General features: G+C 63.5%; 24 protein-coding genes. 8 read left to right on the forward strand and 16 right to left on the reverse strand.

Annotation, left to right across the window (positions count from 1 at the left end; all coding sequences use genetic code 11):
- Nucleotides 1–7: 7 nt before the first annotated feature.
- The gene (locus ACMV_RS07460) at nucleotides 8–1,060 is read right to left on the reverse strand and encodes an aldo/keto reductase (protein ID WP_007421882.1); all 1,053 of its coding nucleotides are present in this window, start codon (nucleotides 1,058–1,060) and stop codon (nucleotides 8–10) included.
- 266 nt (nucleotides 1,061–1,326) lie between these two features.
- On the opposite strand from ACMV_RS07460, the gene ACMV_RS07465 reads away from it, so the two are divergent.
- Together ACMV_RS07465 and ACMV_RS07470 are read left to right on the forward strand one after the other, a co-directional pair.
- A complete protein-coding gene (locus ACMV_RS07465) occupies nucleotides 1,327–1,998 on the forward strand; it encodes a MotA/TolQ/ExbB proton channel family protein (protein ID WP_011942258.1) in 672 nt (223 codons plus the stop codon).
- A 4-nt stretch (nucleotides 1,999–2,002) separates the two neighbouring features.
- Nucleotides 2,003–2,467, forward strand: a complete 465-nt coding sequence (locus tag ACMV_RS07470; RefSeq protein WP_007421880.1) for an ExbD/TolR family protein — start codon at nucleotides 2,003–2,005, stop codon at nucleotides 2,465–2,467.
- Nucleotides 2,468–2,511: 44 nt separating this feature from the next.
- Here the strand turns inward: ACMV_RS07470 and ACMV_RS07475 are convergent, their stop codons facing one another.
- Entirely contained in the window at nucleotides 2,512–3,885 is a 1,374-nt protein-coding gene (locus ACMV_RS07475) for an FAD-binding oxidoreductase (RefSeq protein WP_011942259.1), read from the reverse strand.
- Nucleotides 3,886–4,005: 120 nt separating this feature from the next.
- Here ACMV_RS07475 and ACMV_RS07480 point away from each other — a divergent pair, with 120 nt between their 5' ends.
- Nucleotides 4,006–4,818, forward strand: coding sequence for a TIGR00282 family metallophosphoesterase (locus ACMV_RS07480; RefSeq protein ID WP_011942260.1), 813 nt, complete (start codon nucleotides 4,006–4,008; stop codon nucleotides 4,816–4,818).
- Here the strand turns inward: ACMV_RS07480 and ACMV_RS07485 are convergent.
- A complete protein-coding gene (locus ACMV_RS07485; RefSeq protein ID WP_013640024.1) occupies nucleotides 4,810–5,349 on the reverse strand; it encodes a cytochrome b in 540 nt (179 codons plus the stop codon). The genes ACMV_RS07480 and ACMV_RS07485 overlap by 9 nt on opposite strands.
- Nucleotides 5,350–5,493: 144 nt before the next feature.
- Here ACMV_RS07485 and ACMV_RS07490 point away from each other — a divergent pair, with 144 nt between their 5' ends.
- Nucleotides 5,494–6,402 carry a hypothetical protein gene (locus tag ACMV_RS07490; RefSeq protein ID WP_013640025.1) on the forward strand — a complete coding sequence of 303 codons (909 nt, stop codon included), beginning with the start codon at nucleotides 5,494–5,496 and terminating at the stop codon, nucleotides 6,400–6,402.
- Here the strand turns inward: ACMV_RS07490 and ACMV_RS07495 are convergent.
- Together ACMV_RS07495 and aroB are read right to left on the reverse strand one after the other, a co-directional pair.
- The gene (locus ACMV_RS07495) at nucleotides 6,335–7,006 is read right to left on the reverse strand and encodes an FMN-binding negative transcriptional regulator (protein WP_013640026.1); all 672 of its coding nucleotides are present in this window, start codon (nucleotides 7,004–7,006) and stop codon (nucleotides 6,335–6,337) included. The two genes, ACMV_RS07490 and ACMV_RS07495, sit on opposite strands and share 68 nt — an antisense overlap.
- Before the next feature lie 9 nt (nucleotides 7,007–7,015).
- Complete coding sequence (gene aroB / locus ACMV_RS07500) at nucleotides 7,016–8,674, reverse strand: 3-dehydroquinate synthase (RefSeq protein ID WP_013640027.1); 1,659 nt, start codon at nucleotides 8,672–8,674, stop codon at nucleotides 7,016–7,018.
- Between aroB and ACMV_RS07505 the strand changes: the two genes are divergently transcribed.
- Entirely contained in the window at nucleotides 8,654–9,616 is a 963-nt protein-coding gene (locus ACMV_RS07505) for a site-specific tyrosine recombinase XerD (protein ID WP_013640028.1), read from the forward strand. The two genes, aroB and ACMV_RS07505, sit on opposite strands and share 21 nt — an antisense overlap.
- A gap of 26 nt (nucleotides 9,617–9,642) precedes the next feature.
- Here the strand turns inward: ACMV_RS07505 and ACMV_RS07510 are convergent, their stop codons facing one another.
- The 8 genes from ACMV_RS07510 to ACMV_RS19760 all read right to left on the reverse strand — a co-directional run bounded on the left by ACMV_RS07510 (nucleotide 9,643) and on the right by ACMV_RS19760 (nucleotide 18,305).
- Entirely contained in the window at nucleotides 9,643–10,386 is a 744-nt protein-coding gene (locus tag ACMV_RS07510) for a nucleotide-binding protein (protein WP_007421873.1), read from the reverse strand.
- Nucleotides 10,387–10,477: 91 nt separating this feature from the next.
- Nucleotides 10,478–11,359 (reverse strand): flagellar biosynthesis protein FlhF, encoded by an 882-nt coding sequence (locus ACMV_RS07515; RefSeq protein WP_231844504.1) that lies wholly within the window; start codon nucleotides 11,357–11,359, stop codon nucleotides 10,478–10,480.
- On the reverse strand, nucleotides 11,360–13,435 hold the full coding sequence (gene flhA / locus ACMV_RS07520) for a flagellar biosynthesis protein FlhA (protein WP_011942268.1): 2,076 nt from the start codon (nucleotides 13,433–13,435) through the stop codon (nucleotides 11,360–11,362). It lies immediately after the preceding gene.
- Nucleotides 13,435–14,790 (reverse strand): sigma-54-dependent transcriptional regulator, encoded by a 1,356-nt coding sequence (locus ACMV_RS19755; RefSeq protein WP_013640030.1) that lies wholly within the window; start codon nucleotides 14,788–14,790, stop codon nucleotides 13,435–13,437. The genes flhA and ACMV_RS19755 overlap by 1 nt, the downstream gene beginning before the upstream one ends.
- A gap of 6 nt (nucleotides 14,791–14,796) precedes the next feature.
- Complete coding sequence (gene fliN, locus ACMV_RS07530) at nucleotides 14,797–15,171, reverse strand: flagellar motor switch protein FliN (RefSeq protein WP_007421869.1); 375 nt, start codon at nucleotides 15,169–15,171, stop codon at nucleotides 14,797–14,799.
- Entirely contained in the window at nucleotides 15,161–16,171 is a 1,011-nt protein-coding gene (fliG, locus tag ACMV_RS07535; RefSeq protein WP_007421868.1) for a flagellar motor switch protein FliG, read from the reverse strand. Before fliG ends, fliN begins: the two co-directional genes overlap by 11 nt.
- Nucleotides 16,168–17,730: a flagellar basal-body MS-ring/collar protein FliF gene (fliF, locus tag ACMV_RS07540; RefSeq protein WP_013640032.1), complete on the reverse strand. Its 1,563-nt coding sequence runs from the start codon at nucleotides 17,728–17,730 to the stop codon at nucleotides 16,168–16,170. Before fliF ends, fliG begins: the two co-directional genes overlap by 4 nt.
- A gap of 119 nt (nucleotides 17,731–17,849) precedes the next feature.
- Entirely contained in the window at nucleotides 17,850–18,305 is a 456-nt protein-coding gene (locus tag ACMV_RS19760) for a nucleoside deaminase (RefSeq protein WP_011942272.1), read from the reverse strand.
- A gap of 54 nt (nucleotides 18,306–18,359) precedes the next feature.
- On the opposite strand from ACMV_RS19760, the gene ACMV_RS07550 reads away from it, so the two are divergent.
- Genes ACMV_RS07550 through rsmD form a run of 3 tightly spaced genes read left to right on the forward strand, consistent with a single transcriptional unit; the run spans nucleotide 18,360 to nucleotide 20,367 of the window.
- Nucleotides 18,360–19,073, forward strand: coding sequence for a gamma-glutamyl-gamma-aminobutyrate hydrolase family protein (locus tag ACMV_RS07550; protein ID WP_013640034.1), 714 nt, complete (start codon nucleotides 18,360–18,362; stop codon nucleotides 19,071–19,073).
- Nucleotides 19,070–19,813, forward strand: a complete 744-nt coding sequence (locus tag ACMV_RS07555) for a pseudouridine synthase (RefSeq protein ID WP_007421864.1) — start codon at nucleotides 19,070–19,072, stop codon at nucleotides 19,811–19,813. Before ACMV_RS07550 ends, ACMV_RS07555 begins: the two co-directional genes overlap by 4 nt.
- Nucleotides 19,810–20,367, forward strand: a complete 558-nt coding sequence (rsmD, locus tag ACMV_RS07560) for a 16S rRNA (guanine(966)-N(2))-methyltransferase RsmD (RefSeq protein ID WP_081479232.1) — start codon at nucleotides 19,810–19,812, stop codon at nucleotides 20,365–20,367. Before ACMV_RS07555 ends, rsmD begins: the two co-directional genes overlap by 4 nt.
- Before the next feature lie 6 nt (nucleotides 20,368–20,373).
- On the opposite strand, the gene ACMV_RS07565 is transcribed toward rsmD, so the two are convergent.
- From ACMV_RS07565 to ACMV_RS07575, 3 genes are read right to left on the reverse strand one after another with little or no spacing between them, the layout of a single operon-like run.
- A complete protein-coding gene (locus ACMV_RS07565; RefSeq protein ID WP_007421862.1) occupies nucleotides 20,374–21,072 on the reverse strand; it encodes a class I SAM-dependent methyltransferase in 699 nt (232 codons plus the stop codon).
- Between the two features lie 2 nt (nucleotides 21,073–21,074).
- Nucleotides 21,075–22,433 (reverse strand): ABC1 kinase family protein, encoded by a 1,359-nt coding sequence (locus ACMV_RS07570; protein ID WP_011942276.1) that lies wholly within the window; start codon nucleotides 22,431–22,433, stop codon nucleotides 21,075–21,077.
- 16 nt (nucleotides 22,434–22,449) lie between these two features.
- Complete coding sequence (locus ACMV_RS07575) at nucleotides 22,450–24,297, reverse strand: M3 family oligoendopeptidase (RefSeq protein WP_013640036.1); 1,848 nt, start codon at nucleotides 24,295–24,297, stop codon at nucleotides 22,450–22,452.
- Between the last annotated feature and the right edge of the window lie 22 nt (nucleotides 24,298–24,319).

A 24,319-nucleotide genomic window follows, 5' to 3' on the forward strand; every position in this document is an offset into this window, starting at 1 on the left:
ACGTCGCTCAGAGATGCGGTCCCAGCAAGGCGAGATCGGCCGGGCCGAGACGATCCCTCGCGGTCTGCGCCTGATGCCAGTAGGGATATTGCAACGGACGCTGGCTGACCGCATCGAGCATCGATCGCTCCTCCTTGGTCAGCACGAGCGTTGCGGCGCGGAGATTGTCCGCCAATTGTTGCTCGTTGCGCGCGCCGATCACCAGCGAGGTGACCGCGGGCCGACCGAGCAGCCAGGCAAGGGCGACCTGCGCCGCAGAAACGCCGTGCGCGCCTGCCACTTCAATGAGAGCCTCGACGATGTTCCAGAGGCGGCTCTCGTCATGGATCGGCGGCTCACTCCAACCGGCGAGCTGGCGGGTACCTGCCGGCGTTTCCTGGTTGCGACGGTGCTTGCCGGAGAGCAGGCCGCCGGCGAGCGGACTCCAGACGAGCACGCCGAGCCCCTGATCGATGGCGAGCGGGATCAGCTCGTTCTCTGCCTCCCGCGCCTCCAGCGTGTAATGGATCTGCTGGCACACGAAGCGTTCGCGATGCGCCGACTCGGCGATGGCCAGCGCCTTCATCACATGCCATGCCGAGTAGTTGGAGCAGCCGATGTAGCGCACCTTGCCGTCACGAATCAGTGTGTCGAGCGCCTGCATCGTTTCGTCGAGCGGTGTGATCCCGTCCCATTCGTGCACCTGGTACAGGTCGATCACGTCAGTGCGCAACCGCTTCAGGCTGGCCTCGCAGGCGGTGATGATGTGATGGCGCGACAGACCGCGGTCGTTCGGCCCCTTCCCCATCGGAAACCTTACCTTGGTCGCGATCAGCAGTCCCTGAGGCCGCTGACCGCCCAGAGCCTCGCCGATGATCTCCTCGGAACCGCCCGTGGAATAGATGTCGGCCGTATCAAGAAGGTTCACGCCGGCATCGACGCACATGTCGATCTGCCGCCGCGCCTCGGCACGCCCGACATTGCCAACCTTCTCGAACACGCCGCGCCCGCCCATCGTCATGGTGCCGAGCGTCAGCGTTGAAATCTTCAGGCCGGATCGGCCGAGCTGACGGTAGTCCATCGGAAGTGCTCCCTGCTTTCGGAACGCCAGATGTCGTGCCGTGCATGGGCCGGCACAAGGGCGCGCCATCAAGGCACGGACCGATGACTGTCACGTAGGCTTCACACTACGCAGCAGCCAGCTCGGTTAAAGGCTGAGCGGCAGTGTGGCATCCGCGCGGCGGAACCGCCATGTGCGTCGTTTGTCGGGCAAGCCGATCCGACCAGTACGGCTCCTGAGCCGGAACTGGCCGGGTCCTGTCTTGGGCGTAACCTCGGAGATTGGGCATGACCTTTGGCTACATCATTCATCTCGCAAATTATTCGGACGGTGTGCTTTATGTGCTCGCTGGTCTTTTCGTCATCGCAGTAGCGGTGATCATCGACCGGATGTGGTATCTCCGCCGGGCGATCCTGCGGGGCGGTTCGATCGTCAGGCGGATGGCGGCCATGGGCCGGGTGAACGAGCAGGATCTTGCAGCGTTGCGCGATTTTGCCGGCCGCATGCCCGAAGGGCTGCTGCTCGACACCGCCCTGAATCATATGAATGACGCCGACCACGCCGGCATGAACAGCCGCATGGATGAGGCGATCATGCTGGTTGCGCCCCGGCTCGACCGCCGGATGTGGGTGCTGGATACGATCGTCACCCTCGCCCCGCTGCTCGGCCTGTTCGGCACGATCATCGGGATGTTCCACGCCTTCTCGATCCTCGCCACGCCCGGCCACGCGCCGGCAGAGGTGACCGGCGGCGTCGCCGATGCACTGGTTGCAACGGCGTGCGGCATCTTTATCGCCATGATCGGCCTCGCGACCTTCAACATGCTGCAGAACCAGGTCCGGCTGATCATTCACCAGCTTGAGACGATCCGCACCATGGTGCTGAATCGTACCGATGGCGCGCCAGTCGTGCCCCATGTCGGCGGCGAACTCGCGGTCCGCGCAGTGGTGGCGGCCTGACGCAATGAACATGCGCTATTTCGAGGCCCGGAAGGCGCGCGTCGAGATCATTCCGATGATCGACGTGATGCTCTTCCTGCTGGTATTCTTCATCATCGTCACGCTGCAGATGATCCCCGATGCCGGAATCCCGATGCAGCTGCCGAACTCGACACAGACCCAGCACCTCAAGCACCCGAAATTCACCGTCAACATTCTCGACGACGGCAGCATCAAGGTGAAGACGCAGGTGCTGACTCCGGCTCAACTCACCGCCCTGTTCCGGGGCGATGGCGATCCGGCCAAGACCGAGGTGACCATCGCCGCGTCGAAGAAGGTTGCCTTCCAGCATTTCGTCACGGTGATGGATGCCGCACGGAAGGCGGGCGTCACCGATATTGGCATCGCCGCCCAACCCGTCGCGGCCGCCAGCGGTTCGTCGCCCGCTGGAGCCGCAGCGGCGCCGGCTTCACCTGCCAACGCCAACTGAGTGGCGCGTGAAAGACGGCCGGGCCCGTTTGGCCAGGCCGTCTTTCAGTCGAGAAACATCTTTCCCGGATTAAGAATACCGCGCGGATCAAGGGCTTGCTTGATCGCGCGCATGACGCCGAGTGCTGCGGCCCCATGCTCGCGGGGCAGAAACTCCCTCTTGCCGAGCCCGACCCCATGCTCGCCGCTCGCTGCCCCACCGAGCGCAAGTGCCTGGGCAACAATCTCGCGGTCGAGTTCCCATGCCTTTGCCCGCCCTTCCTCTCCTTCGGGGTAGAGGATCAACACGTGAAAATTGCCGTCGCCGACATGGCCGACGATGCAGGCTTCAAGGCCGGAACGGGTGACCGCCTCGCGTGCCAGCGAGACCGCCTCCGCAAGCCGCGAGATCGGCACGATCGTGTCGGTAGCAAACGCGCCCATGCCGGGATACGCCGCGCGGGCGGCCCAGTAGGCATCGTGCCGGGCCCGCCAGAGGCGGTTGCGCGCCTCGGTCTCGGTCGCGAAGGCGAAGCCGCTACCGCCATGCGCCCTCGCGATCTCCTCGGCCATCGCTCCCTGCTCGGCGACGCCTTGCGCGCTGCCGTGGAACTCGAACATCAGCGTCGGGCCGGCAGTCAGGTGATCAAGCTTCGAATAGGCAATCGAGGCTGCCATCTGCGCCGTGTCGGCGAATTCGATGCGGGCGACAGGGATGCCAGTCTGCATGATCTCGATCACCGCCGCGACCGCCGCATGCTCGTCAGCAAAGCCGCACACCGCAGCGCCGATCGCCTCTGGAATGCCATACAGCTTCAGTTGCACCTCGGTGATAATGCCGAGCGTGCCCTCCGAGCCGATGAGCAAACGAGTGAGGTCGTAGCCGGTGGACGATTTGCGGACCCGCCCGCCCGTGTCGATCACCGTGCCATCGGCCAGCACGGCGCGAAGGCCGAGCACATTGTCGCGGATCGTGCCGTAGCGCACCGTGGTCGTGCCGGAGGCACGTGTCGCGCACATCCCGCCGATCGTTGCATCCGCCCCAGGGTCGACCGGGAAAAACAGGCCATGGTCGCGCAAATAGGTATTCAGCTGCCGCCTGGTCACCCCGGCCTCGACCCGTCCGTCGAGATCGGCGTCGTTCACCTCGAGTACGCGGTTCATCCGCGTGAGGTCGAGGCTGATGCCGCCGCGCACCGGCGTCACATGGCCCTCGAGCGAAGTGCCGGCGCCGAACGGCGTCACCGGTACGTCCGTCGCGTGGCAAAGTCGCAATAACCGCGATACTTCTTCGGTCGATTCGGGAAAGACCACGGCATCCGGGAGGCTGGTGGCTGCATTGGCCTCGCCATGGGCATGGGTTTCGCGGATATTGGCGTTCAGGCTGAGCCGGTCGCCGAAAATGGCGCGGGCGGCGTCGATCGTGCTCTGCGTTTCCATGGCGGCAGGCTATCGTCATTTCCCGGCAAAGTCATGTGCCGGAACAGAAGCCGGCCGCCCAAGCCGACTTGCCCAACCGGCGCGGAGCGAATACCGCATGTCGCCATGCAGACGACAGCGATGAAACTCCTCTATCTGGGTGACGTAGTGGGCCGGTCCGGACGGGAAGCGGTAATATCCACCCTGCCCCGCCTCAGGCACGAGCTCGGCATCGATGTGGCGGTGGTCAACGGTGAGAACGCCTCGCACGGATTCGGCCTCGCGCCGGACATGGCCGATGCTCTGTTCGCCGCCGGAGCGGATGCCATCACACTCGGCAACCATGCCTGGGACCGCAAGGAGATCATCCCCTATATCGCGCAGCAGAAGCGGGTCATCAGGCCGCTCAACTTTCCCCCCGGCACGCCGGGGGATGGCATCGTCGACATCACTCTGCCGGACGGCCGGCGGGTGCTTATCGCCCAGGTCATGGGACGGCTGTTCATGGACCCGATGGACTGTCCGTTCCGCGCGTTGGAAGGCGTTCTGTCGCGGGCACGGCTCGGCGTGACCCATGCGGCAATCCTCGTCGATTTTCACGGCGAGGCGACGAGCGAAAAGATGGCTTTTGCCCACCGGTTCGACGGCGCGGTGACGGCCGTGCTCGGCACCCACACCCATATCCCGACCGCGGATCACCATGTCATGGCCGGGGGCACCGGCTTCATGGCGGATGTCGGCATGTGCGGCGATTATGACAGCGTGATCGGCATGACCAAGGACGCGGCGATCGGCCGGTTCATCCGCAAGATGCCCGGCGAGCGCCTGCACCCGACCGAAGGAGAGGCGACGGTGTGCGGCGCGCTGATCCGCGTCGCCTCCGACGGGCGAGCGCTGGCAGTCGAGCCGGTGCGCCTCGGCGGCCGGCTCGCGCCCGCCATGCCATCACGTTGAACGGCGGCCGGGCAGCATCCGCCGGATCATGCGCTCGCCGCGCAACTCGTGCCTTACCGCGCCGCCAACATGGGCGATCAGCAGCAGGATCACCGCGATGCCGCCCCAGAAATGGAGGAATGCGAAAACCTCCTGCACGCCATGATTCTTGCCGACGAAGGCAGGCAGGGTGAACAGGCCAAAGAAGGGCACCTTGCGACCATGTGCCTCGACGAAAAGGATGCCGAACACCGGCATCGCCAGCAGGAGCGCGTAGAACAGAATCTGGGTCGTATGCGCAGCGATCCGGAACGGCCGGCCGATTTCCTCGGGCAACTCCGGCGCGCCGGTGCGCCGCCGGATGAAAAGGCGGACCAGCATCAGCGCCAGAATGGCAAGACCGAAACTCATGTGCAGGAAGGCGAGCGGCTTGTGAACGGATCTTGGAATCAGGTCGTAATGCAGAAGCAGCCCGGCAATGACGAGCCCTATGACGGTCAGGGCGATCAACCAATGCAGGAACTGGATGGATGGGCGATAACGGTCGTCCATGAATTGACCTCGAATGATGTGCCAATTCTCTGATCACAGGAAAATGGCGTGGCAATGGCAGCCTCATTGCGTCAATCGTACAGTTTGTTAAGCCCTGTTGTCGCGGCTCACGCCGACTGGAGCGTCAACGCGGACAAGCGCTGGATGAGCATCGCCCGGCGAGATGACGGTCTCTGGAAGATCGGCATGCCCGAGAAAGTAGGCGATGCCACAACCCTTGCCGCGCGGCTGCTCGACCGCGCCGCCGGTGCTGCCGTGGTTCTCGGCGTGGATTTCCCGCTCGGCCTGCCCCGCGCCTATTCGAATATTGCGGGCATCGCTGATTTCACCGTCTGGCTCGCCGGACTCGATCCGGCAGATGGTGTCTTCCGCCCGTGTGCGACCCTCGATGAGGTCAGCCTGGCCCGTCCGTTCTACCCGCTGAAGAGCATGGCCGGTGCCGGGCAGATGGCACGCCTCGCTGCCGCTCTCGGCCTGAATGACGCCGCCGCATTGCGCCGCGCGGTCGATTGCCGGACCGCGCGGCGGCCGGCGGGCGCGCCGCTATTCTGGACGATGGGCGCCAACCAGTGCGGCAAGGCAGCGCTATCCGGTTGGCGGGACTGCCTGCTGCCAGCCTTTACCCGGAACGTTCCGCTGCGGCTCTGGCCCTTCGCCGGCACGCTGCCAGATCTTCTGGCTCCCGGCTGCGTCGCCATCGCCGAAACCTATCCGGCTGAAGCCATGGTCCAGACCGGACTGAAACTCGTGGGCAGCAAGCGGCGTCGGCAGGACCGCTCGGCACTTTCCCCGGCCCTCCGCGCGCATTTCGCGGCTTGCCGCCACACCCCCGCACGGGATCTCGTCGCATTGATCGAAGATGGTTTTGGCGCTCGGCCAGAGGGAGAAGACGCGTTCGACTCGCTGCTCGGCGTGCTTGGGTTGATCCGGGTGATCGACGGCGCGCCGGATGGCACAGAAGCCGGGTTGCCCGGCGATGAACCCGTTATCCGCGCGACCGAGGGCTGGGTTCTGGGCCAGGTCGATCCGCCGCTGCCTCCCGTTCCTGCATGAGGGCGGCTTCCTCGGCGCGGCCTGACGCCGCGAGCGCGGCGATGACGCCGGCGCGGTCGGCCGGGGGGCGGTTCTGGCTGAGCTTGCGCTTGGCGATGACCGAACGCACCGTCATCACCACACCGACAATGCCCTTGAGCTGGGCGGCAATGAAGTCTTCTGGTGCGTCATCCACGTGCCATGGATTGGGCTGGGGCGCCTCTTCGCGGTCGGTCAAGGCAGTGACAATGTCGCGTAGCCGGATCGGATCCTCGATGATTTCGACCGCGCCCTGCAGATGCACAGCCTCGTAATTCCAGGTCGGAACGACGCGGCCAGTCTCGCGCTTGGTCGCATACCAGCCGGGCGAGACGTAAAAATCATGCGCCTGGAAGATCGCCATGGCCGGCGCGCCATCGCGCAGCACGTGCCATTGGCGGTTGGCGCGCGCGAGATGCCCGACGAGCGTACCGTGCGGTGCCGGGTCGGGAAAATGGAGCAGCGGCAGATGCGTCGCCTCCAGCCCTGCCTCCCCGGCACTGACGAGAACGGGCAAGCGGCAGGCGCGCATGATCGCCGCGATGATTGCGGGATCATCCTCGGCGAAAGCCGGCGGAGTATACATTGGCGTCGGTCAGCCCGCGCCACAGGCCGCAAGCGTTGCCCGAACGGCTTCCTGCGGCACCTCGCGGCTAGTGAACGCACTGCCGATCCCACGGGCCAAAACGAAGGCAAGCCTGCCGTCCCGCATCTTCTTATCGCTCTGCATGTGGCCGAGCAGCGCTTCCGCGTTCCAGCCGCCGATCCGGTGCGGAAGGCCGACCTCGTCCAGATGCGCGGCAATGCGCGGAACGATTCCCGGATCGCAATAACCAAGACGGGCCGAGAGGTCGAAAGCGCAAACCATGCCGATCGCCACCGCCTCGCCGTGCAGCAGCGCCTCGCCATAACCGGTCTCGGCCTCGAAGGCGTGAGCGAAAGTGTGGCCGAGATTGAGCAGCGCGCGGCCATCCCGCTTGGCCTGCTCGCGCGGATCGGCCATCACCACCTGCGCCTTGAAGGCAACAGCGCGGGCAATCGCTTCTTCCTGCAAGCCCTGGTCGCCACCAAGCAGCGCGGCGCCATGGGCTTCGCACCATTCATAGAGCGCGGGATCGGCGATGAGCCCCGCCTTGACGATTTCAGCATAGCCTGCGGCGGCCTGGCGCCGCGACAGGGTGGCCAACGTATCGCTGTCGATGACGACAAGACGCGGCTGATGAAACGCGCCGATCAGGTTCTTGCCGTGGCGCGAATTGACGCCGGTCTTGCCACCGACGCTGGAATCAACCTGCGCGAGCAGCGAGGTCGGAACCTGCGCGAAGGGCAGCCCGCGCAGTACGCTGGAAGCAGCGAACCCGGCCAGATCGCCGATGACGCCGCCGCCAAGCGCGATGATCGCGGTCTGCCGCTCCGGCTTCAGGGCAAGAATGTCCTCAACCAGTGCGGCAAAACGGGAGAGGCTTTTTGATCCTTCGCCCGGCGGAACCACGATCCGGTCGTGGATGAAGCCCGCATCGTCAAGCGCGCGTTCGAGTCGCGGCAGATGTGTCTGCGCCACGTTCGCGTCGGTCACCACCACGGCGCGACGCGACGGCAGGGCTGCGGCGAGACGGGCACCCGCGCCATCGAGCAATCCGCGGCCGATCACCACGTCATAGCCGGCATCGGGAAGCTCGATCCGAATGGTCCGCTCGGGCGCGTGGCGAGCGATGGCAGCGGCAACGGTCTCGGTGGTCATGTCAGGCGGGGCCTCGGTACTGTCAACGATGATGTCCGCTTCGGCATAGACCGGCGCACGCAGCGCGGAAAGCCGGGACAGGATTTCGGCAGGGTCGCCCTGATTAAGCAGTGGCCGATGGGTGCGGCCGCGCACCCGGGCCAGAAGCACGTCGAGCGTCGCCCGCAGCCAGACGGAAATGGCCCGCGCGCCAATCACTGCGCGGGTCTCGGGGTCCATGAAGGCGCCGCCGCCGGTCGCCAGAACGATCGGCGGACCGGCCAAAAGCTCGGCAATCATGGCCCTTTCGCGCGCCCGGAAGGCGGCTTCGCCTTCTGAAGCGAAAATATCCGCAACCGTCTTGCCCGCGGCCGCCTCAATCTCGGCATCGGAATCGTGAAACGGCAGGGCCAGTTGGGCCGCGAGCCGGCGGCCGACCGCCGATTTGCCAGCCCCCATCAGTCCGATCAGCACGATGCTGCGCATCGGCAAGGCGACAGGAAGGCCGGGTGAATGAAAACTCTTGTCGAACATTGTGCTGCGGCTTACCACAAAAACACGATGGCACTAGAGCGGCATATCGAGGCCTTCCTTGAATCAATGGTCGCAGAGCGCGGCGCGGCGCGGAATACTATTCTTGCGTATCAAGCCGATCTCGCAGACTTTGCGGCGTTCTGCGCCTCTCGTGGGCATGGACCAGCCGAAGCCGACGCGGCAAGCGTGGCCGACTATCTCGGCGGCCTCGCCACGGCTGGACTTTCCGCGCGCACTCAGGCGCGCCGCCTGTCATCCCTGAGGCAGTTCCAGCGCTTCCTGCTGCGTGACGGGCAACGTGCCGATGATCCGACGGCCCTGACTTCGTCACCGAAACTTGCGCGCACACTGCCAAAGACGATCAGCGAGGCGGAGGTCGACGCACTGCTCACCGCCGCGGCGGCAATGCCCGGTCAAGCCGGACGGGTCGCCGAGGCGGGACTGGAAATACTTTACGCCACCGGCATGCGAATTTCCGAGCTTCTCGTGCTGCCCGCAAATGCTTTGTCCACCGATGCCTCTGCCTTGCTGATCAAGGGTAAAGGGGGCCGGGAGCGCATCGTGCCGCTCTCCGCCGCCGCGCGAGATGCTGCGGCCAGATTACGTGAAATGAACCGGAAACGCCCCAGCCGGCACCTGTTCCCGGGACGCCGCATGGGATTTCCGATGACGCGCCAAGCCTTCGCACGGCAGCTCAAGAGGGTCGCGGTCATGGCGGGGATCCACCCTGCCCGCGTCTCACCCCACAGCCTGCGCCATGCCTTTGCGACCCACCTCCTGGCGCGCGGTGCTGATCTGCGCAGCCTGCAAACCCTGCTCGGCCACGCCGATATCTCGACGACACAGATCTACACCCACGTTCTCGCGGAACGGCTGCAAAAGCTGGTGGAGGAGCACCACCCGCTGGCTACTCCGCCGGGCCGGCGAAAGACGCCAGCCTAAGATTGCCGCCACGGGTACCGGCCAGCCTATTTCGCGAGCAACCGACGGGCAATCGATTGAACGGTTGCCGCTGTAGAGGATTTCGGAAATTCCGAAAGAAACAGTCGCTGGCCGCGAATCGCCTCGCTGACATTCTCGTCGCGCTGGATGATGCCGAGCAGCGGCGGATCGAGGCGCAGGAACCCCCGCGCCGCGCGGGCGAGTGCCGCATGAGCGCGCCGGCCAGCGCGATCGGTGTCGACCTGATTGATCACAATCCTAGCATCGACCGGCTCGCCGCGATCATTCCGGTCACGCTGGAGCAGTTTGAGGACGGCGTAGCCATCGGTCAGGCTCGTCGGATCGCCTGTGGAAATCAGAACAAGCGTATCAGCCAACGCCGCCAGATGGCGCGCCGCGGGCTCGACGCCAGTGCCAAGATCGCACAACAAGACGTCGTAGTTAGCATCACAATCGACCAACCTGCAGACAAGCCGCTCGACGATGACCGGATCGAGGCCGGAAAACGCACCTGAACCGGCCTCCCCGGCCAACAGGTCGAACCCGCCCCGCTCCACCGGCACGATGCTTTCTGCGAGGGACGCCTCGTTACGCAGGATTGCGCCAATATCGGTCGCAGCGAGATGGCCGAGTTGAATATCGGCGTTTGCGAGACCGAAATCGGCATCCAATACCAGGATGCGCGCGCGCCTCGCACTCATGGCCTGAGCCAGCGACAACGTCAGCCACGTCTTGCCGACCCCACCTTTTCCGGACGCGATCGCGATCACGCGTGGCCGCTGCCGGGCATTCGACTTCTCACGGGCTCGCTGTTCCCGCGCATTGACATGCAGAGGTCTCCCTCGGCCGACGAGGGAGGTCTCAGGCTGCATTGGCGACCGGCTCCTGAACACGACCGGCATCAAGCAGGCGCCGGACCAGAAAGGCTGGCGTGACCGTTTCGAGCGCATCGCTGACGCGACCAGACGTGCCGGCCTCGGTTAGCTGGAGCGGCACGGAGCCTGCCGCGGCAACAAGGCCACCAAGGCGGCGCGACACATCAAGGCGCGTCGGAATCAGAGCCGTCGCACCCGCCTCATGAAAGCGAGAAGCAATTTCCACGCTGTCGGCCGCATCAAGTCCCGCGGGCATTACCAGCGCGGCAACGCCAGAGACTTCCTCAACCATCGATCGCAAATCGTCCATTTCAGATTTGTCGAACGGATCCATCCCAGGCAAATCGATCAGCGTCGGACGGCGGCTTGCCGGACGACGCCGCATTCCACCCTTTTTCGAAGCCGTGTCGATGAACTCGGCGCGCAGGATGCGACACAGTGCGGCCAACTGCGCTGATGCACCGGCCCGGTTCTGGTCGGCGTTAATTACTGTTGGACGGACACCAGCAAGAACAAATCGTGTCGCCAGTTTAACTGTCGTCATCGTCTTGCCGGCGCCTGGCGGTCCCGCAATGACCAACGGTCGGTCGAAATCAAGCTTCCCAAACGACAGGCTGCCAGCAACGGCGGCGTCGGGCGGCTGGTCTGCCCAGGCAGACGCGATGTGCGCCGGAATGCCATGGAAAGACAACGCCTGGCGCCAGGGGTTGGCCGGATCAGGCGGCAGCTCAGGGTCCAGTGCGACCGTAATCTCGAACTCGCGTCCTCGACGGCGGCTATCGAGGATCAGCGCATCGGGACCGAGGATGCGATGAGCCTCCGCGAATGCCTCGCGCATTGATGCCGCTCTGATCACTTTGACTTTCATTCAAATCGCTCCAACGGTTCTGATGCGGGCACGCGGGAAAATTTCCGTCTGCGCGAGCACTGGAGTGGATGGCCGGATCCGCTCAAGAATAGCCCGCACATGGGCGCGCAAATGCGCGCTAGTCAGCAGTACGGGAGCTTCTCCGTCGACACTTGCGGATTCAAAGACCTGATTGATACGACGAGTAAGTTCCGAAAGGCGATTTGACGGCAGAGACAGTTGTCGTGCCTCGGCTGGGCCCACGAGGGCCTCGTTGAGTTCCGTTTCCCATTCAGGGCCGATGATGACCAATGGAACATACCCCCGCGAGCCGGTATGAGCGTCGGTCAATTGTCGGGCGAGGCGAGTCCTCACGTGGGCCGCAATGGCAGGAACGGCCCGCAACTGCATCGAACACGCCTCGTGGATTCCTTCGAGGATCGTCGGCAAATCGCGGATCGACACCCGCTCGGCGAGCAGCGCTTGCAGGACGCGCTGAACGCCTCCAACCGTAAAATGGGTTGGGATCAGGTCGGTCACCAGACGTTGCTGTTCGCGCGGAAGATCATCGAGTAGCTTCTGGGTCTCGGCAAAAGACAGAAGTTCGGCCATGTTTTCCTTGACCACCTCGGTCAGGTGGGTTGTGAGAACACTTGCGGGATCGACCACCGTGCAGCCACGCGCCAACGCCTGTTCGCGATCCGCCTGGTCGATCCAGACTGCCGGCATACCGAATGCAGGCTCTGTCGTCGGATCTCCCGGCACGTCAGGCAAGGCTCCGGATGGGCTCATGGCCAAAAGGCGGGTTGGCTGCAACTCGCCAGACGCAGCCTCGATCTCCTTGATGCGCAGGGAGTACGTCGTTGCAGCCAGTTGCATATTGTCCTGAATGCGTACGGGCGGAAGGATGAAGCCCATTTCAGCTGCGATCGCACGGCGAAGCGCCTTGATCTGCTCTGTGAGCCGCGGCGTATCTCCACCCGCAAGCACCAGCAATGCATAGCCTAGTTCAAGTCGGATCTGGTCGATCTTGAGCGCCTCGGTGATCGGCGGCTCCGCCGACTCAACCGGGGCAGGCGCCGCCTCCTCTTGCTCCGGCCGAGGTGGGTTTCTCCAGCGATAGTAGGAACCCCATCCAGCCAGGCCGGAAAGCGTCACGAACGGAATGAATGGCAAGCCAGGCAGGATGGCAAGCACAAACGCACCTGCCGATGCAATCGCCAGGGGCTTATGCGAACGGCTTAGTTGCGCAACCAGAGCCGCATCTGCAGTGCCCTCTGCACTCCCTTTGGTTACCACGATGCCTGCAGCCACAGACACCAGAAGTGCCGGTATCTGGGATACGAGCCCCTCGCCGATCGACAAAGTGGTAAAGGCCGACGCGGCGTCATGCACTGACATTCCGCGCTGGACAACGCCGATCGCAAAGCCGCCCACAATGTTGATTGATGTTATGATAAGAGCTGCAATCGCGTCGCCACGGACGAATTTCGCGGCACCATCCATCGCACCATAGAACCCGCTCTCCTGCTCGAGCTCGGCACGCTTACGGCGCGCGACGACTTCACTGATCGCACCTGAGTTCAACTCGGCATCGATCGCCATCTGCTTGCCGGGAATACCATCAAGGGTAAAACGCGCCGCAACTTCGGCGACTCGTGTGGAGCCTTTTGTAATAACGATAAAGTTCACCACGATCAGGATCGCAAACACAATCAGCCCGATCAGCAGATCGCCACCCATCAGAAACCCGCCAAATGCCGCAATGACGTGGCCCGCCGCATCCGGCCCTTCGCTACCATGAGATAGAATCTCACGCGTTGCGGCAATGTCGAGTGAGAGACGCAACAGCGTGGTGAGCAACAGCACCGTCGGAAAACTCGTGAAATCGATCGGGCGCCGTATGAACAGCGAAACCATCAACACCAGAATGCTGGCAGTGAATGAGAGCGAAAGCCCTGTATCCAGAAGAAATGGTGGCAACGGCACGATCAGAATCGTGATGATGCACACCACGCCGATCGCCAGACCGATATCGGTACCGATCCGGAATTCTTGCAGTCGCCCGCGAAGGGCCGCGAGGTCTGTTGCAGCCATCAGGCGGCCACACCGTTGTGTGGCGCCGGCACTTCTGCACCACGAGCGGCATATTCACGCAACTTGTTACGCAGTGCCCGTATGGAAATTCCGAGGATCGTGGCGGCATGTGTCCTGTTGCCAAGACAGTGATTCAGCGTCTCCAGAATCAGTGCCTGCTCGACGTCTTCGACACGTTGGCCAACCAGCGAGCCAATCGTGTCGCCGGCAGTAGCATGTGCGTGGGGCGAGAGCAGGTATGACGGTTCCTCTGCTTCCGTGGGTATGCCGATATGCTCAACGTCGATCATCGGCCCTGACGACAACAACACAGCCCTATGCATGGTATTTTCGAGTTCTCGAACATTTCCACGCCAGGAATAGGCAAGCAGACGCTCAACAGCTCGGCTTGTAAGATGCTTGGTGCCAACTTCATTCAGCCTGGCATAATGAGCCACGAAATGGTGCGCGAGGGGCGCAATATCCCCAGGACGCTGACGCAACGGCGGAATTCGCAACGTCATGACATTCAGACGAAAGAACAGATCTTCCCGAAATCTGCCATCCGCAATGGCCGACCGCAGATCAACGTTCGTGGCAGCAAGGATGCGCACATCAACTGGCACGGGCCGATCACCGCCAATTCGATCCACAGTGCGCTCCTGAAGCGTGCGCAGCAGCTTTGCCTGCAAGCGCGCGTCCATCTCTCCGATTTCATCAAGCAATAGAGTGCCTCGGTCGGCAGCCTCAAACTTCCCGGTACGGCGCGCGATTGCACCGGAAAATGCCCCCTTCTCGTGTCCGAATAACTCGGACTCGAGCAGTGTGTCTGGTATTGCTGCGCAGTTGAGAGCGACGAATGGCCCTTTGCGGCGCCTTGAGCGCTCGTGAATATACCGTGCAAGAACCTCCTTCCCTGTGCCGCTTTCTCCTGTGATCAGGATTGACGCAGTGGATGGCGCTACTTGGTCAGCTTGTGACAGTACTGCCCGCATAGCGGGGTCACGCGCGATGAACTCGCCCTTCTGCTCTGTAGAAACAGCCGACAGAATGGCTGCGATGAGGTCGGAATCCGGAGGCAAAGGGAGATATTCACGTGCGCCAGCACGAATTGCGTCAACGGCGGCCTTCTCATCATTTTCGGCTCCCGCGGCAACGACAGCCGTTGTGAAGCGCTCCGCGGCCAGTCGCCTCATCAGGGTACCGAAATCGTGCGTGACGTCGCAAATGATGAGGTCGGTCCTCGCATCGGCACGTAGACATTCCAGGGCCGCATCAACGGTCTCAGCCTGTGCGAGCGTTGCACCCCGAGCCGCAGCAATACGAGCTGCGACACCAAGTTCTCCCGACAGTGAACCGATGATGAGAACCCGCATATTCGGTCAACCGTTGCGGTCAGACTTGACGATTTCGGTCATGGTAATGCCGAGCTTCGTTTCGTCGAGCATCACCACTTCGCCACGTGCAATCAGGCGATTGTTGACAAAGATATCAATCGGGTCTCCGGCTTTGCGATCGAGTTCGACGACGGCGCCTCGACCAAGCTTAAGCAACTGGCTGACCTGCATGGTCGAGCGACCCAGCACGGCACTGACGAGCACGGGCACATCGTAGACAGCCTCAAGATCCCGGCTAGGGCGCTGGGTCTCAGGCCCATCTCCCGCCGTGCGGCGGGAAACCGGCGCAAGCGGCAGGTCCGACAACACCTGGCCATTGCCATTCGGCTCTCCGGTTGGCGTCGTGATTTCAGATGACAAGGTCGTCTTCCTTTCCGGTTCCAATCTCGATTTCGCCCTGAGCGGCGAGTTCCTTTGCTGTGGTCACGATCGCTAGCTGCGCGGCATCAACATCGCGCAAACGCACCGGGCCCAGCGCCTCGATATCCTCGCGGAGCATCTTTGCGGCACGCTCCGTCATGTTGCTCATGAAGAGGTCGCGGATCTTATCCGATGCTCCCTTGAGCGCGAGCGGCATCACATCGCTGTCGACCGAACGCAGAACTGTCTGGATGTCTCGCGGCGCAAGGCGGATGAGATCCTCGAAAGTGAACATCAGTGACCGAATCCGACTCGCCGCCTCCTGGTTGCGGCTCTCCAGCGCGGCAAACATCCGACTCTCGACGGCTCGATCGAAAGAGTTGAAGATCTCCGCCAGTTTCTCATGCGGATCTCGCTGCACGCTCGACGCCAGGTTCACCATGAAATCGACCTTGAGCGTGCGTTCCACGTCATCTATGGCCTCTCGTTGCAGACTCTCAATCGTCAGCATGCGCTCGATCACATCGATCGAGAGAGGCTCGGGCAGTAGTGCGATGACACGGGCGGCGTGCTCGGCAGTGACGCGAGAGAGCACCATGGCTGCGGTCTGAGGATGTTCATGGCAGAGATAGTCTGCGAGCACGGACTCGTTGACCTTGCCAAGTTTATCCCAGATGTTTTTTCCCGCTGGCCCTTGGATGTCTTCGAGGATCTGTTCGACTCGGCCTGGAGGAATCATCTTTCGGAGCAATTTCTCCGCGACCTCTGCAGAGCCGGACACGCCAGAGGCCTTTCCCATCCGCCCCGCGAATTCAAAGCAAAGCGCCTCAACCGTTTCTGACGGAACAGCGCGCAACGCCACCATGGCGCGTGAAATCTCACGCAACTCGTCATCGTTGAGCATCGCCATCAGTTTGCCGCCAGCCTCTTCACCAAGAGCAAGGAGCAAGGCAGCCGCGCGCGAGGCCCCGTTGAGATTGCGATCTGACGTATCGCTCATCGGGCGCCTTCTTGGCCTAGCCAGTCGCGCAGGATCGCGACGCTGGCTTCAGGATGACGGTCGATCAGATCAGCGATCACTTTGACAGGATTGGTCTCCTCCGTCGTTGCCGGGCCGGCGATGGCACCGTTCTGTTCGGCCAGGAGCGCAGGTTCTGCGGTCGTATTTTCGGGTGGCGTAATGATACGACGAACCATCGGCCGGAAGACCACAAGCAGCGCGGCAATCCCGATGGCTGCGGTGAGGAGGAGGCGTAGCAACGGCATCAGCAGCCCACTCGACAGGAAGCGTCCGATCAGAGACCGCTTGGCGCTAACCGGTAGTTCATTGGGTGCGAACTGGAGTGACTGAACGTCGACGACGTCGCCGCGGGATTTGTCATACCCGATGGCCGTTTCAACCAGCTTACGAATTTGCGCGACCTGCGCCGGGGAGCGCGGCGTCCAGATGACCTTGCCTTTCGGGTTTGTCGTCTTCACGTCGTCCAGCATCACCGCGACGCTGATACGCGTGATCTGTGGCGTCGCATGAACAATGTGCTTGACGTCCTGGCTGATCTCGTAATTGGTCGTCTGAGTGGACTTGCTCTGAGTATCGAGCCGTTTCGGCCCTGCTTTGCTGGACGTCGCACCTGGGAGATTGTTTGATACGGATACGGTCTTGTTCGTCCCGCTGCTGCGTGAACTTTTGGACCTTGTCTGCTGCTGACTACGTACAACCTGTCCGTTCGGGTTATAGGTTGTCGAGGTTTGTTCGCTCCGGTCGAAGTCCATGGAAACGGCCGTAACAACCCTGACCTGGTTCGGACCGACCACGGCAGCAAGCATGGAGCGCACCGCTTCCGACAGTTGCCGCTCCGTTGATTGCTTCAACGCCGCATCACGTGAACTGAGAAGAGAATTGTCGGTCCGACCGGCCTGAGCAAGGAGATCGCCGCGATTGTCGACAATCGAGATGTTGTTCGGCTTGAGCCCCGGCACTGCGGATGCGACCAAGTTGAGGATGGCCTCAACGCTTTCGTGGTCGAGAGGGCCGACGCCAGCGAGCGACAACATGACGCTCGCCTGGGCCGGGGCAGTACTCAAACTGAATTCGTCGCGTCGCGGCAGCACAACCTGAACGCGCGACGCTTCGACCCCGTGGATAAGATTAATCGTCCGCTCAAGCTCGGAATCGAGTGCGCGCGTCTCATCGATCCGGTTGAGAAAACTGGATCCTAATAGGGGATTCTTGTGATCGAATATCGCGAAGCCGTTGGACGAGCCGGCTGGAAGATTGTGCTGGGCCAGCAACAGCCGCGCCTCGTCGAGTTGGGCAGGGGTGACGAGAACGCTATGACCGCCGTTGCCGATCGCATAACGAATATGTGCCGCTTTCAGCGTCTCGGTAATGTGGCTGGCGTCCTTGAGACCAAGGCCGGAATAGAGCGTGGCGGACGGGGATGGACCGCCCGTCAACACCAGTGCCGCCATCAGCCCGAGCACGGCAACAGCCACGGCGCCCATGGCGCCAAGCTTCACCGGGCCGAGCGCCCGCAGGTTCGCGATCAACTGCTTCATCAGCCGAGGGACCCCAATTTTGAGTCCCAACGCAGCCGTGTGGAGAACTGCATGAATCCATCCTGCGATTGCGACCTTTTGTCGCAGGACAAGAATCGCCTATATGGGTAACCGTTCGGTTAACGCCCGGCAGAATTTGCCGAGTCGCGTTTTTGAGAAAAAAAGTGCCTAAGCAGCTCTGCCGCCGCCGTCTGATCCACCCCGCCGACCACCTCGGGCCGGTAGTGGCACGTCGGATGAGAGAAAACCCTAGGCCCGTGCTCGACTCCGCCCGATTTCGGATCGTAGGCGCCGAACACCAGACGGTCGATGCGGAACAAGGAAATTGCTGCCGCACAGAGAGGACAGGGTTCAAGGGTTACAAACAGCCGGCAGCCCTGCAGAAATTTCCCACCCCTCCGCTGCGCCGCCGCGCGCAACGCGAGAATTTCGGCATGCGCGGTCGGATCGCCGCGAGCCTCAACCTCGTTGCCGGCCGCGGCAAGCACGGACCCGCCAGCATCGACGACAACGGCGCCAACCGGCACCTCGCCACGGCGCGCGGCGGCTTCGGCTTCCGCAAGGGCTTGCTGCATCGGGGTCACGCTTGCTCTCTTGCCTTGACGGCCGGATGAGGTCTAGCTCGCGCCATGAAAAACCGGCCCCTGATCGGACTGACACTGGATGCGGAGCAGCCCGGCGGCTACTCGAAGTTCCCCTGGTATGCCCTCCGCTGCAATTATATGGATGCAATCGCCGACTGTGGCGGCGTGCCTGTCGCGCTACCGCACCGGGCGGAACTGGCTACCGACCTGCTTGATGCCGTCGACGCCCTGGTTGTCACCGGCGGCGCGTTCGATGTTGACCCCAAGCTTTACGGCGAGGTCGGACGGAACGAAACCGTCATGTTGAAGGAGGGGAGGACGGCGGCCGAGACGGCGCTGATCGGCGGCGCGCTTGCGCGCGGCATGCCGATTCTCGGCATTTGCGGCGGTGAGCAGTTGCTGGCGGTCGCGCTTGGCGGTACCCTCATCCAGCATATCCCGGACACGGTGCCCGATGCGCTGCCCCATGAGCAGCCGAACCCGCGCAATGAACCGGGACACGAGATCACCCTCACGCCCGGCACCCGCCTTGCCGCAATCGTCGGCGCCGCCACGATGCGGGTCAATTCGGCACACCACCAGGCCGTACGCGCCCCGGGACCTCGCCTCGTGGTGAATGCGGTGGCGCCTGACGGTGTGATTGAGGGCATCGAATCACCAGCGCACCGGTTCTGCCTTGGCGTGCAGTGGCACCCGGAATTCCTGATCGACCCGGGAGACCGGCGCCTGCTCGAAGCCTTCGTCGAGGCTGCGCGATGACCAACCCGGAAAGCGGCGAACGCGGAGAGCGGATTGCGAAATACCTGGCCCGGGCTGGCGTGGCGAGCCGGCGGGACGCCGAGCGCATGATCGAGTCCGGACGGGTCGCTCTCAACGGGACGAAGGTTCTGCACCCGGCGACCTTCGTCGCCGCTGGCGACATCATCCTTATCGACGGTAGTCCGGTCGGTGAGCCATCGCGTACCCGGCTCTGGCGCTACCACAAGCGGGCTGGACTGCTGACCACGCATCGCGACCCCGAGGGCCGGCCCACGATCTTCGAGCGGATGCCGCCCGAATTGCCCCGTGTTGTCAGCGTTGGCCGGCTCGATCTCAACAGCGAGGGGCTGCTGCTGCTCACCAATGACGGCGCCCTCGCCCGGCAACTGGAACTGCCGACAACCGGCTGGCTGCGCCGCTACCGTGTACGGGTGCACGGTACGGTCGACCCCGCCCGCCTGGCGGCGCTGAAGGGCGGCATCGTGGTGGACGGTGTTCGATATGGTCCGATCTCGGCTGAAATCGATTCCACGAAGGGATCGAATTCCTGGCTGGCAGTCGGGCTTAACGAGGGCAAGAACCGCGAGATCCGAAAGGTCATGGCCGCGCTCGGGCTTGAGACAACCCGACTCATTCGTATCGCCTATGGCCCGTTCCAGCTCGGCAACCTGCCGCGAGGGGCGGTCGCGGAAGTCAATCCCAAGGTACTCCGCGAACAATTGCCGAAAGTTGGCCGATGACCGGGCCACGAATTATCGCCGGTGCCTGGCGAGGGCGGATCCTCGCCGTGCCGGATGGCCCCCTCACGCGGCCGACCGCCGGACGAGTACGGCAAGCGTTGTTCGACATCCTCCTCCACACATCCTGGGCGGAGGGCGCTGTTGGCGGTCGCATGGTGCTGGACGCATTCGCTGGCTCCGGCGCACTGGGGTTGGAAGCGCTGTCGCGCGGCGCGGCGGGAGCGACCTTCATCGAACAGGACCGCGCGGCACTGGCGGCTCTTCGCCGGAACGTGGCCGCCTGCCGGGCGGAGGATCGCAGCCGCATCGTCGCGGTCGATGCACTCGCCCCTTCCCGCGGCACGCCGCACGATCTGGTCCTGCTGGATCCGCCCTACGGCAAGGGACTCGTGGGCCGGGCGGTGTCGGCATTCGCCACCGCCGGATGGCTGGCGCCGGGAGCACTGATCGCTGCGGAATTCGGCAAGGCAGACCCAACGCCAGACGGTGTGTCTCCGCTCGCCGAGCGGGCACATGGCGCGGCGCGACTCGTCATCTGGCGCCATACGGCCTGACCACGGTCAGGCCATGATCACCGCGACGTGCCCCTTCTCGCCGGCATAGCCGAGATAGCGGTATCTGCGCCCCCCCTCGGCACAGAATTCCTGGAACGCCTTGTATTCGTGCTGCCGCCAGCCCGGGTAGTTGAAATACTCGTCGAACACGATGATCGTGCCGGGCCGGATTCGATCTCCCAGCATGTCGAACACCGTCCTCGTCGAGGAATAGATGTCGCAGTCGATGTGCAGCAGCGCGACCGGCTCCGCGGTTTCAGCGAGGAATGCGGGCAGGGTTGCATCAAACCAGCCGACATGAAGACGCACATTTCCAGGCACTTTTGGCAGGGCACCATGCCGGTCGAACGCGCCGCGGGCCGAGGCGGTGCCCGACCAGTCCTCCGGCAAACCCTGGAAGGAGTCGAATCCATGCACCGTGCGAGCGGTCGCTCGCGCCAGGCAGTTGAGCGAAAGCCCCTTCTCCACCCCGAATTCAAGAACGAGCCCCTGTTCCGGCGCGCGCGACAGAGCGAAACGCAGCAAATCGAACCGGTCGCGCAGCATCATCGCTGCCTGCATATGCTCGATGACGTAGTCCACCGCCTCCCGCTTGGCGGCGAGGCGGATATCGAACGCCAGATCATTGAGATACCACGAATGCAGGATTTTCCTGTAGGCCCGTGCCAGCAACCCGCCGCGCAGCCCGCGCTGAAGAATCGCCATGGTCAGAGCGGCTTCGGCACGCCGGCACTGGCCAAGGCGGCATCCTGACGAGCATCGAGCGAGGCGGCATCGAATTCCGCGACCGTCTCCTGGAAAAGCTGGTGCCAGTTGAGTTCCGCGCGCAACCGGAGAAACACGCTGCCAAGCCCGATGGCGGAGCGGTCCATCAGCACGAACTCGCGCGGCGGACGAACACCGCCGGTGCGCTTCAGCCCTTCATGAACCTTCTCCGCAACACTGCGACCGAAGGTTACGTCGTTGGTCTCCTGTATGGGCCGCACCCGGTCCTGCATCAGCGGCTCGTACAGGAACCGGGCCCATTCGTTCAGCACGTCGAGCTTTTCCTTGGTGATATCGGTAAAACCCCATGAGGAATAGGCGTGATGGGCGAGCGCATCGTCATTGTCACGGATCGCGCGGAAAAGGTCGATCACACCGGCGACGAAGCGCGAGCCGAACACGCGAATGGCGCCGAAATCGAGCAGATTGATGCCACCAGCCTTGTTCACCTGATAATTGCCGAGATGCGGATCGCCATGGATGACGCCGTATCGGTAGAACGGCACATACCAGGCCCGGAACAGGGCGCGGGCCACCCGATTGCGACTTTCCTGATCGGGGTCGGTATCCAGAAAGGCCTGCATCCCGATGCCGTCCAGCCAGGTCATGGTCAGCAGGCGACGGGAGGAATATTCGGGGATCGGCTCGGGGATGACGATATCGGGCTGCCCCTCGAGCATGATCGCATAGAGCCGGGCCTGCGCTGCCTCGCGCGTATAATCGAGTTCCTCGCGCAGCCTCGTTGCGAGCTCGACATAGATGTCGTCCTGGTGGATCGCGTTATCCATCCGCTTGTAGACGGCCATCGCGAGCTTGAGTTGCCGGAGGTCGGATTCCACGGTGCTCGGCATGTCGGGATATTGCAGCTTGCAGGCGACGATGCGGCCATCCGGCAGTTCGGCCTTGTGGACCTGGCCCAGACTGGCGGCAGCCGCGGCCTCACGCCCGAAGGTGCGGAATTTCCCTTCCCAGTCAGGGCCGAGTTCGGCAGCCATCCGGCGGCGGACGAAGGCCCAGCCCATCGGTGGCGCGTTCGACTGCAACTGCGCCAGTTCCCGGGCATATTCCTCGGGCAGGGCGTCGGGCACGGTGCTGAGGATCTGGGCGATCTTCATCATCGGCCCCTTGAGGCCACCGAGAATGGTCTTCAGGTCTTCGGCATGGCGGCCGCGGTCGGTGCGGATACCGAAAACCCGCTCGCCCGCCACCCGCGCCGCAATGCCGGAAACCGCGCCCGAGGTGCGGGCAAAGCGCCTGATTTCGCCGAACAGCGTGCCGCCGGTATCCGCTTCGTTGCCCATGTATCCCCGATTTTCCTCAGTTTTCCAGTTCGTCGATAAAGCCGGCAATCACATCGAGCCCCCTGCGCCAGAACGCCGGATCGGACGCATCGAGGCCAAACGGAGCCAGCAATTCGCGATGCCGCCTCGTGCCGCCGGCGGCCAGCATATCGAGGTAGCGCGCAACGAAATCCGCCCCTGCGCCACGCGCCGCCTGGTCGCGATATACGCCGTAGAGCGCATTCACCAGGCAATCACCGAAGGCATAGGCATAGACGTAGAATGGCGAATGCACGAAATGCGGCACATAGGCCCAGAACATGCGGTAGTCGTCGGAAAATTCGAACGCCGGGCCCAGACTTTCCCGCTGCACGCCAATCCAGATGGCGCTGATCTCGTCAGGCAACAACTCGCCCCGCCGCCGCGCCGCGTGCAGGCGCTGCTCGAACTGGTGAAAGGCGATCTGCCGCACCACCGTGTTCAGCATGTCCTCCACCTTCTGCGCCAGCATCAGCCGGCGACGCTGCGGGTCGCTTTCGGCGTCGAGCAGGGCACGGAAAGTGAGCATCTCGCCGAACACGCTGGCGGTCTCCGCCAGGGTCAGCGGCGTTGCGGCCATCAGATATCCTTGGCGTGCGGCGAGAACCTGATGCACGCCGTGCCCCAGCTCGTGGGCCAGCGTCATCACATCGCGCGCGCGCCCGTGGTAGTTCAGGAGGATGTAGGGATGCACGTCCGGAACAGCGGGATGGGCGAAGGCGCCGCCGGACTTGCCCGGGCGCGGCACGGCATCGATCCAGCCGCCATCGAAGAACCGGGCAGCGATCACGCGCATCTCCGGGCTGAAGGCACCATAGGCGGCGAGTACCCGCTCCCTCGCCTCCGGCCAGCCGATCCGCCGGTCGGACTCGCCGGGCAGCGGCGCGTTCCGGTCCCAGTGCTGCAGACGGTCAAGACCAAGCCAACCGGCCTTCAACGTGTAATACCGGTGGGCAAGCCGGGGATACGCATCGGTCACCGCAGAGACTAGCGCCTCGACCACGGCGGGCTCCACCCGGTTGGCGAGGTGGCGCGCTGCTTCGGGCGACGCGTAGCGCCGCCAGCCATCTTCGATCGCCTTGTCCTTCGCGATCGTGTTCAGAATCTGGGTGAACAGCCGTGCATTGCGCTGCAGGGTCGTACCGATCGCATGGCCGGCTGCCTCGCGCTGCACGCGATCCGGGTCGGAAAGCCGGTTGAGAGCCGCGGAGAGCGTCAGTTCCTCGCCTGCAACCGGGACCCGTAGCGCAGCGATGGTCTCGTCGAACAGGCGGGACCAGGCGGCATGGCCTGTCACCTCCTTTTCGTGCAGGAGCCGCTCGATCTCATCGGAAAGCTGATGCGGGCGCAGGGCGCGCAGGTCGCCCAGCCACGGCGCAAAGCGCGCCAGCGCAGGATCGGCGAGCGCCGCCTCGAAGGCGGCGTCGTCAATCTGGTTGATCTCCAGCGTGAAGAAAACGACGTCCGCTCCGATTTCCGTCGCCCGTTCGGATATCGACTGGTAGAACTGCCCCGCAGTCGGAACGGTCGCGTCGGCGCTGAAATTCAGCTGGGCGAAGGCGTGCAAACGCCCAAGCCCCTGTTCGATCGCCTCGTATCGGGCAATCGCCTCGGCGAGCCCAGAGCCGTCCAACCCGGCAACCCGTCCGCGAAAAGCGGCGGCAAAGGCGCGCGCATCGGCGCCGAGCCTTGCGATATCGGTCGCGATCGCGGGATCCTCGGTGCCACGGTAGAGATCGGTGAGATTCCAGGACGGCAGGGCGAAGGCGGCGTCACTGTCGCATTCAGACCGTACTGTTACGCCGGCCAGATCGTCGGGCGGGGCCAGTGGCCGAATCAACGTCATCAATCACTCCTTACGTCCCAGA

This window comes from Acidiphilium multivorum AIU301, from assembly GCF_000202835.1.
In the GTDB taxonomy this organism is placed as follows: Bacteria; Pseudomonadota; Alphaproteobacteria; order Acetobacterales; family Acetobacteraceae; genus Acidiphilium; species Acidiphilium multivorum.

Bases quoted from the DNA above. Each gene is read 5' to 3' on its own strand.
- ACMV_RS07460 (WP_007421882.1), bottom strand. From the start codon at position 1,060: ATGGACTACCGTCAGCTCGGCCGATCCGGCCTGAAGATTTCAACGCTG.
- ACMV_RS07465 (WP_011942258.1), top strand. From the start codon at position 1,327: ATGACCTTTGGCTACATCATTCATCTCGCAAATTATTCGGACGGTGTG.
- ACMV_RS07470 (WP_007421880.1), top strand. From the start codon at position 2,003: ATGAACATGCGCTATTTCGAGGCCCGGAAGGCGCGCGTCGAGATCATT.
- ACMV_RS07475 (WP_011942259.1), bottom strand. From the start codon at position 3,885: ATGGAAACGCAGAGCACGATCGACGCCGCCCGCGCCATTTTCGGCGAC.
- ACMV_RS07480 (WP_011942260.1), top strand. From the start codon at position 4,006: ATGAAACTCCTCTATCTGGGTGACGTAGTGGGCCGGTCCGGACGGGAA.
- ACMV_RS07485 (WP_013640024.1), bottom strand. From the start codon at position 5,349: ATGGACGACCGTTATCGCCCATCCATCCAGTTCCTGCATTGGTTGATC.
- ACMV_RS07490 (WP_013640025.1), top strand. From the start codon at position 5,494: ATGAGCATCGCCCGGCGAGATGACGGTCTCTGGAAGATCGGCATGCCC.
- ACMV_RS07495 (WP_013640026.1), bottom strand. From the start codon at position 7,006: ATGTATACTCCGCCGGCTTTCGCCGAGGATGATCCCGCAATCATCGCG.
- ACMV_RS07505 (WP_013640028.1), top strand. From the start codon at position 8,654: ATGAAAACTCTTGTCGAACATTGTGCTGCGGCTTACCACAAAAACACG.
- aroB (WP_013640027.1), bottom strand. From the start codon at position 8,674: ATGTTCGACAAGAGTTTTCATTCACCCGGCCTTCCTGTCGCCTTGCCG.
- ACMV_RS07515 (WP_231844504.1), bottom strand. From the start codon at position 11,359: ATGAAAGTCAAAGTGATCAGAGCGGCATCAATGCGCGAGGCATTCGCG.
- flhA (WP_011942268.1), bottom strand. From the start codon at position 13,435: ATGGCTGCAACAGACCTCGCGGCCCTTCGCGGGCGACTGCAAGAATTC.
- ACMV_RS19755 (WP_013640030.1), bottom strand. From the start codon at position 14,790: ATGCGGGTTCTCATCATCGGTTCACTGTCGGGAGAACTTGGTGTCGCA.
- fliG (WP_007421868.1), bottom strand. From the start codon at position 16,171: ATGAGCGATACGTCAGATCGCAATCTCAACGGGGCCTCGCGCGCGGCT.
- fliF (WP_013640032.1), bottom strand. From the start codon at position 17,730: ATGAAGCAGTTGATCGCGAACCTGCGGGCGCTCGGCCCGGTGAAGCTT.
- ACMV_RS19760 (WP_011942272.1), bottom strand. From the start codon at position 18,305: ATGCAGCAAGCCCTTGCGGAAGCCGAAGCCGCCGCGCGCCGTGGCGAG.
- ACMV_RS07550 (WP_013640034.1), top strand. From the start codon at position 18,360: ATGAAAAACCGGCCCCTGATCGGACTGACACTGGATGCGGAGCAGCCC.
- ACMV_RS07555 (WP_007421864.1), top strand. From the start codon at position 19,070: ATGACCAACCCGGAAAGCGGCGAACGCGGAGAGCGGATTGCGAAATAC.
- rsmD (WP_081479232.1), top strand. From the start codon at position 19,810: ATGACCGGGCCACGAATTATCGCCGGTGCCTGGCGAGGGCGGATCCTC.
- ACMV_RS07565 (WP_007421862.1), bottom strand. From the start codon at position 21,072: ATGGCGATTCTTCAGCGCGGGCTGCGCGGCGGGTTGCTGGCACGGGCC.
- ACMV_RS07570 (WP_011942276.1), bottom strand. From the start codon at position 22,433: ATGGGCAACGAAGCGGATACCGGCGGCACGCTGTTCGGCGAAATCAGG.
- ACMV_RS07575 (WP_013640036.1), bottom strand. From the start codon at position 24,297: ATGACGTTGATTCGGCCACTGGCCCCGCCCGACGATCTGGCCGGCGTA.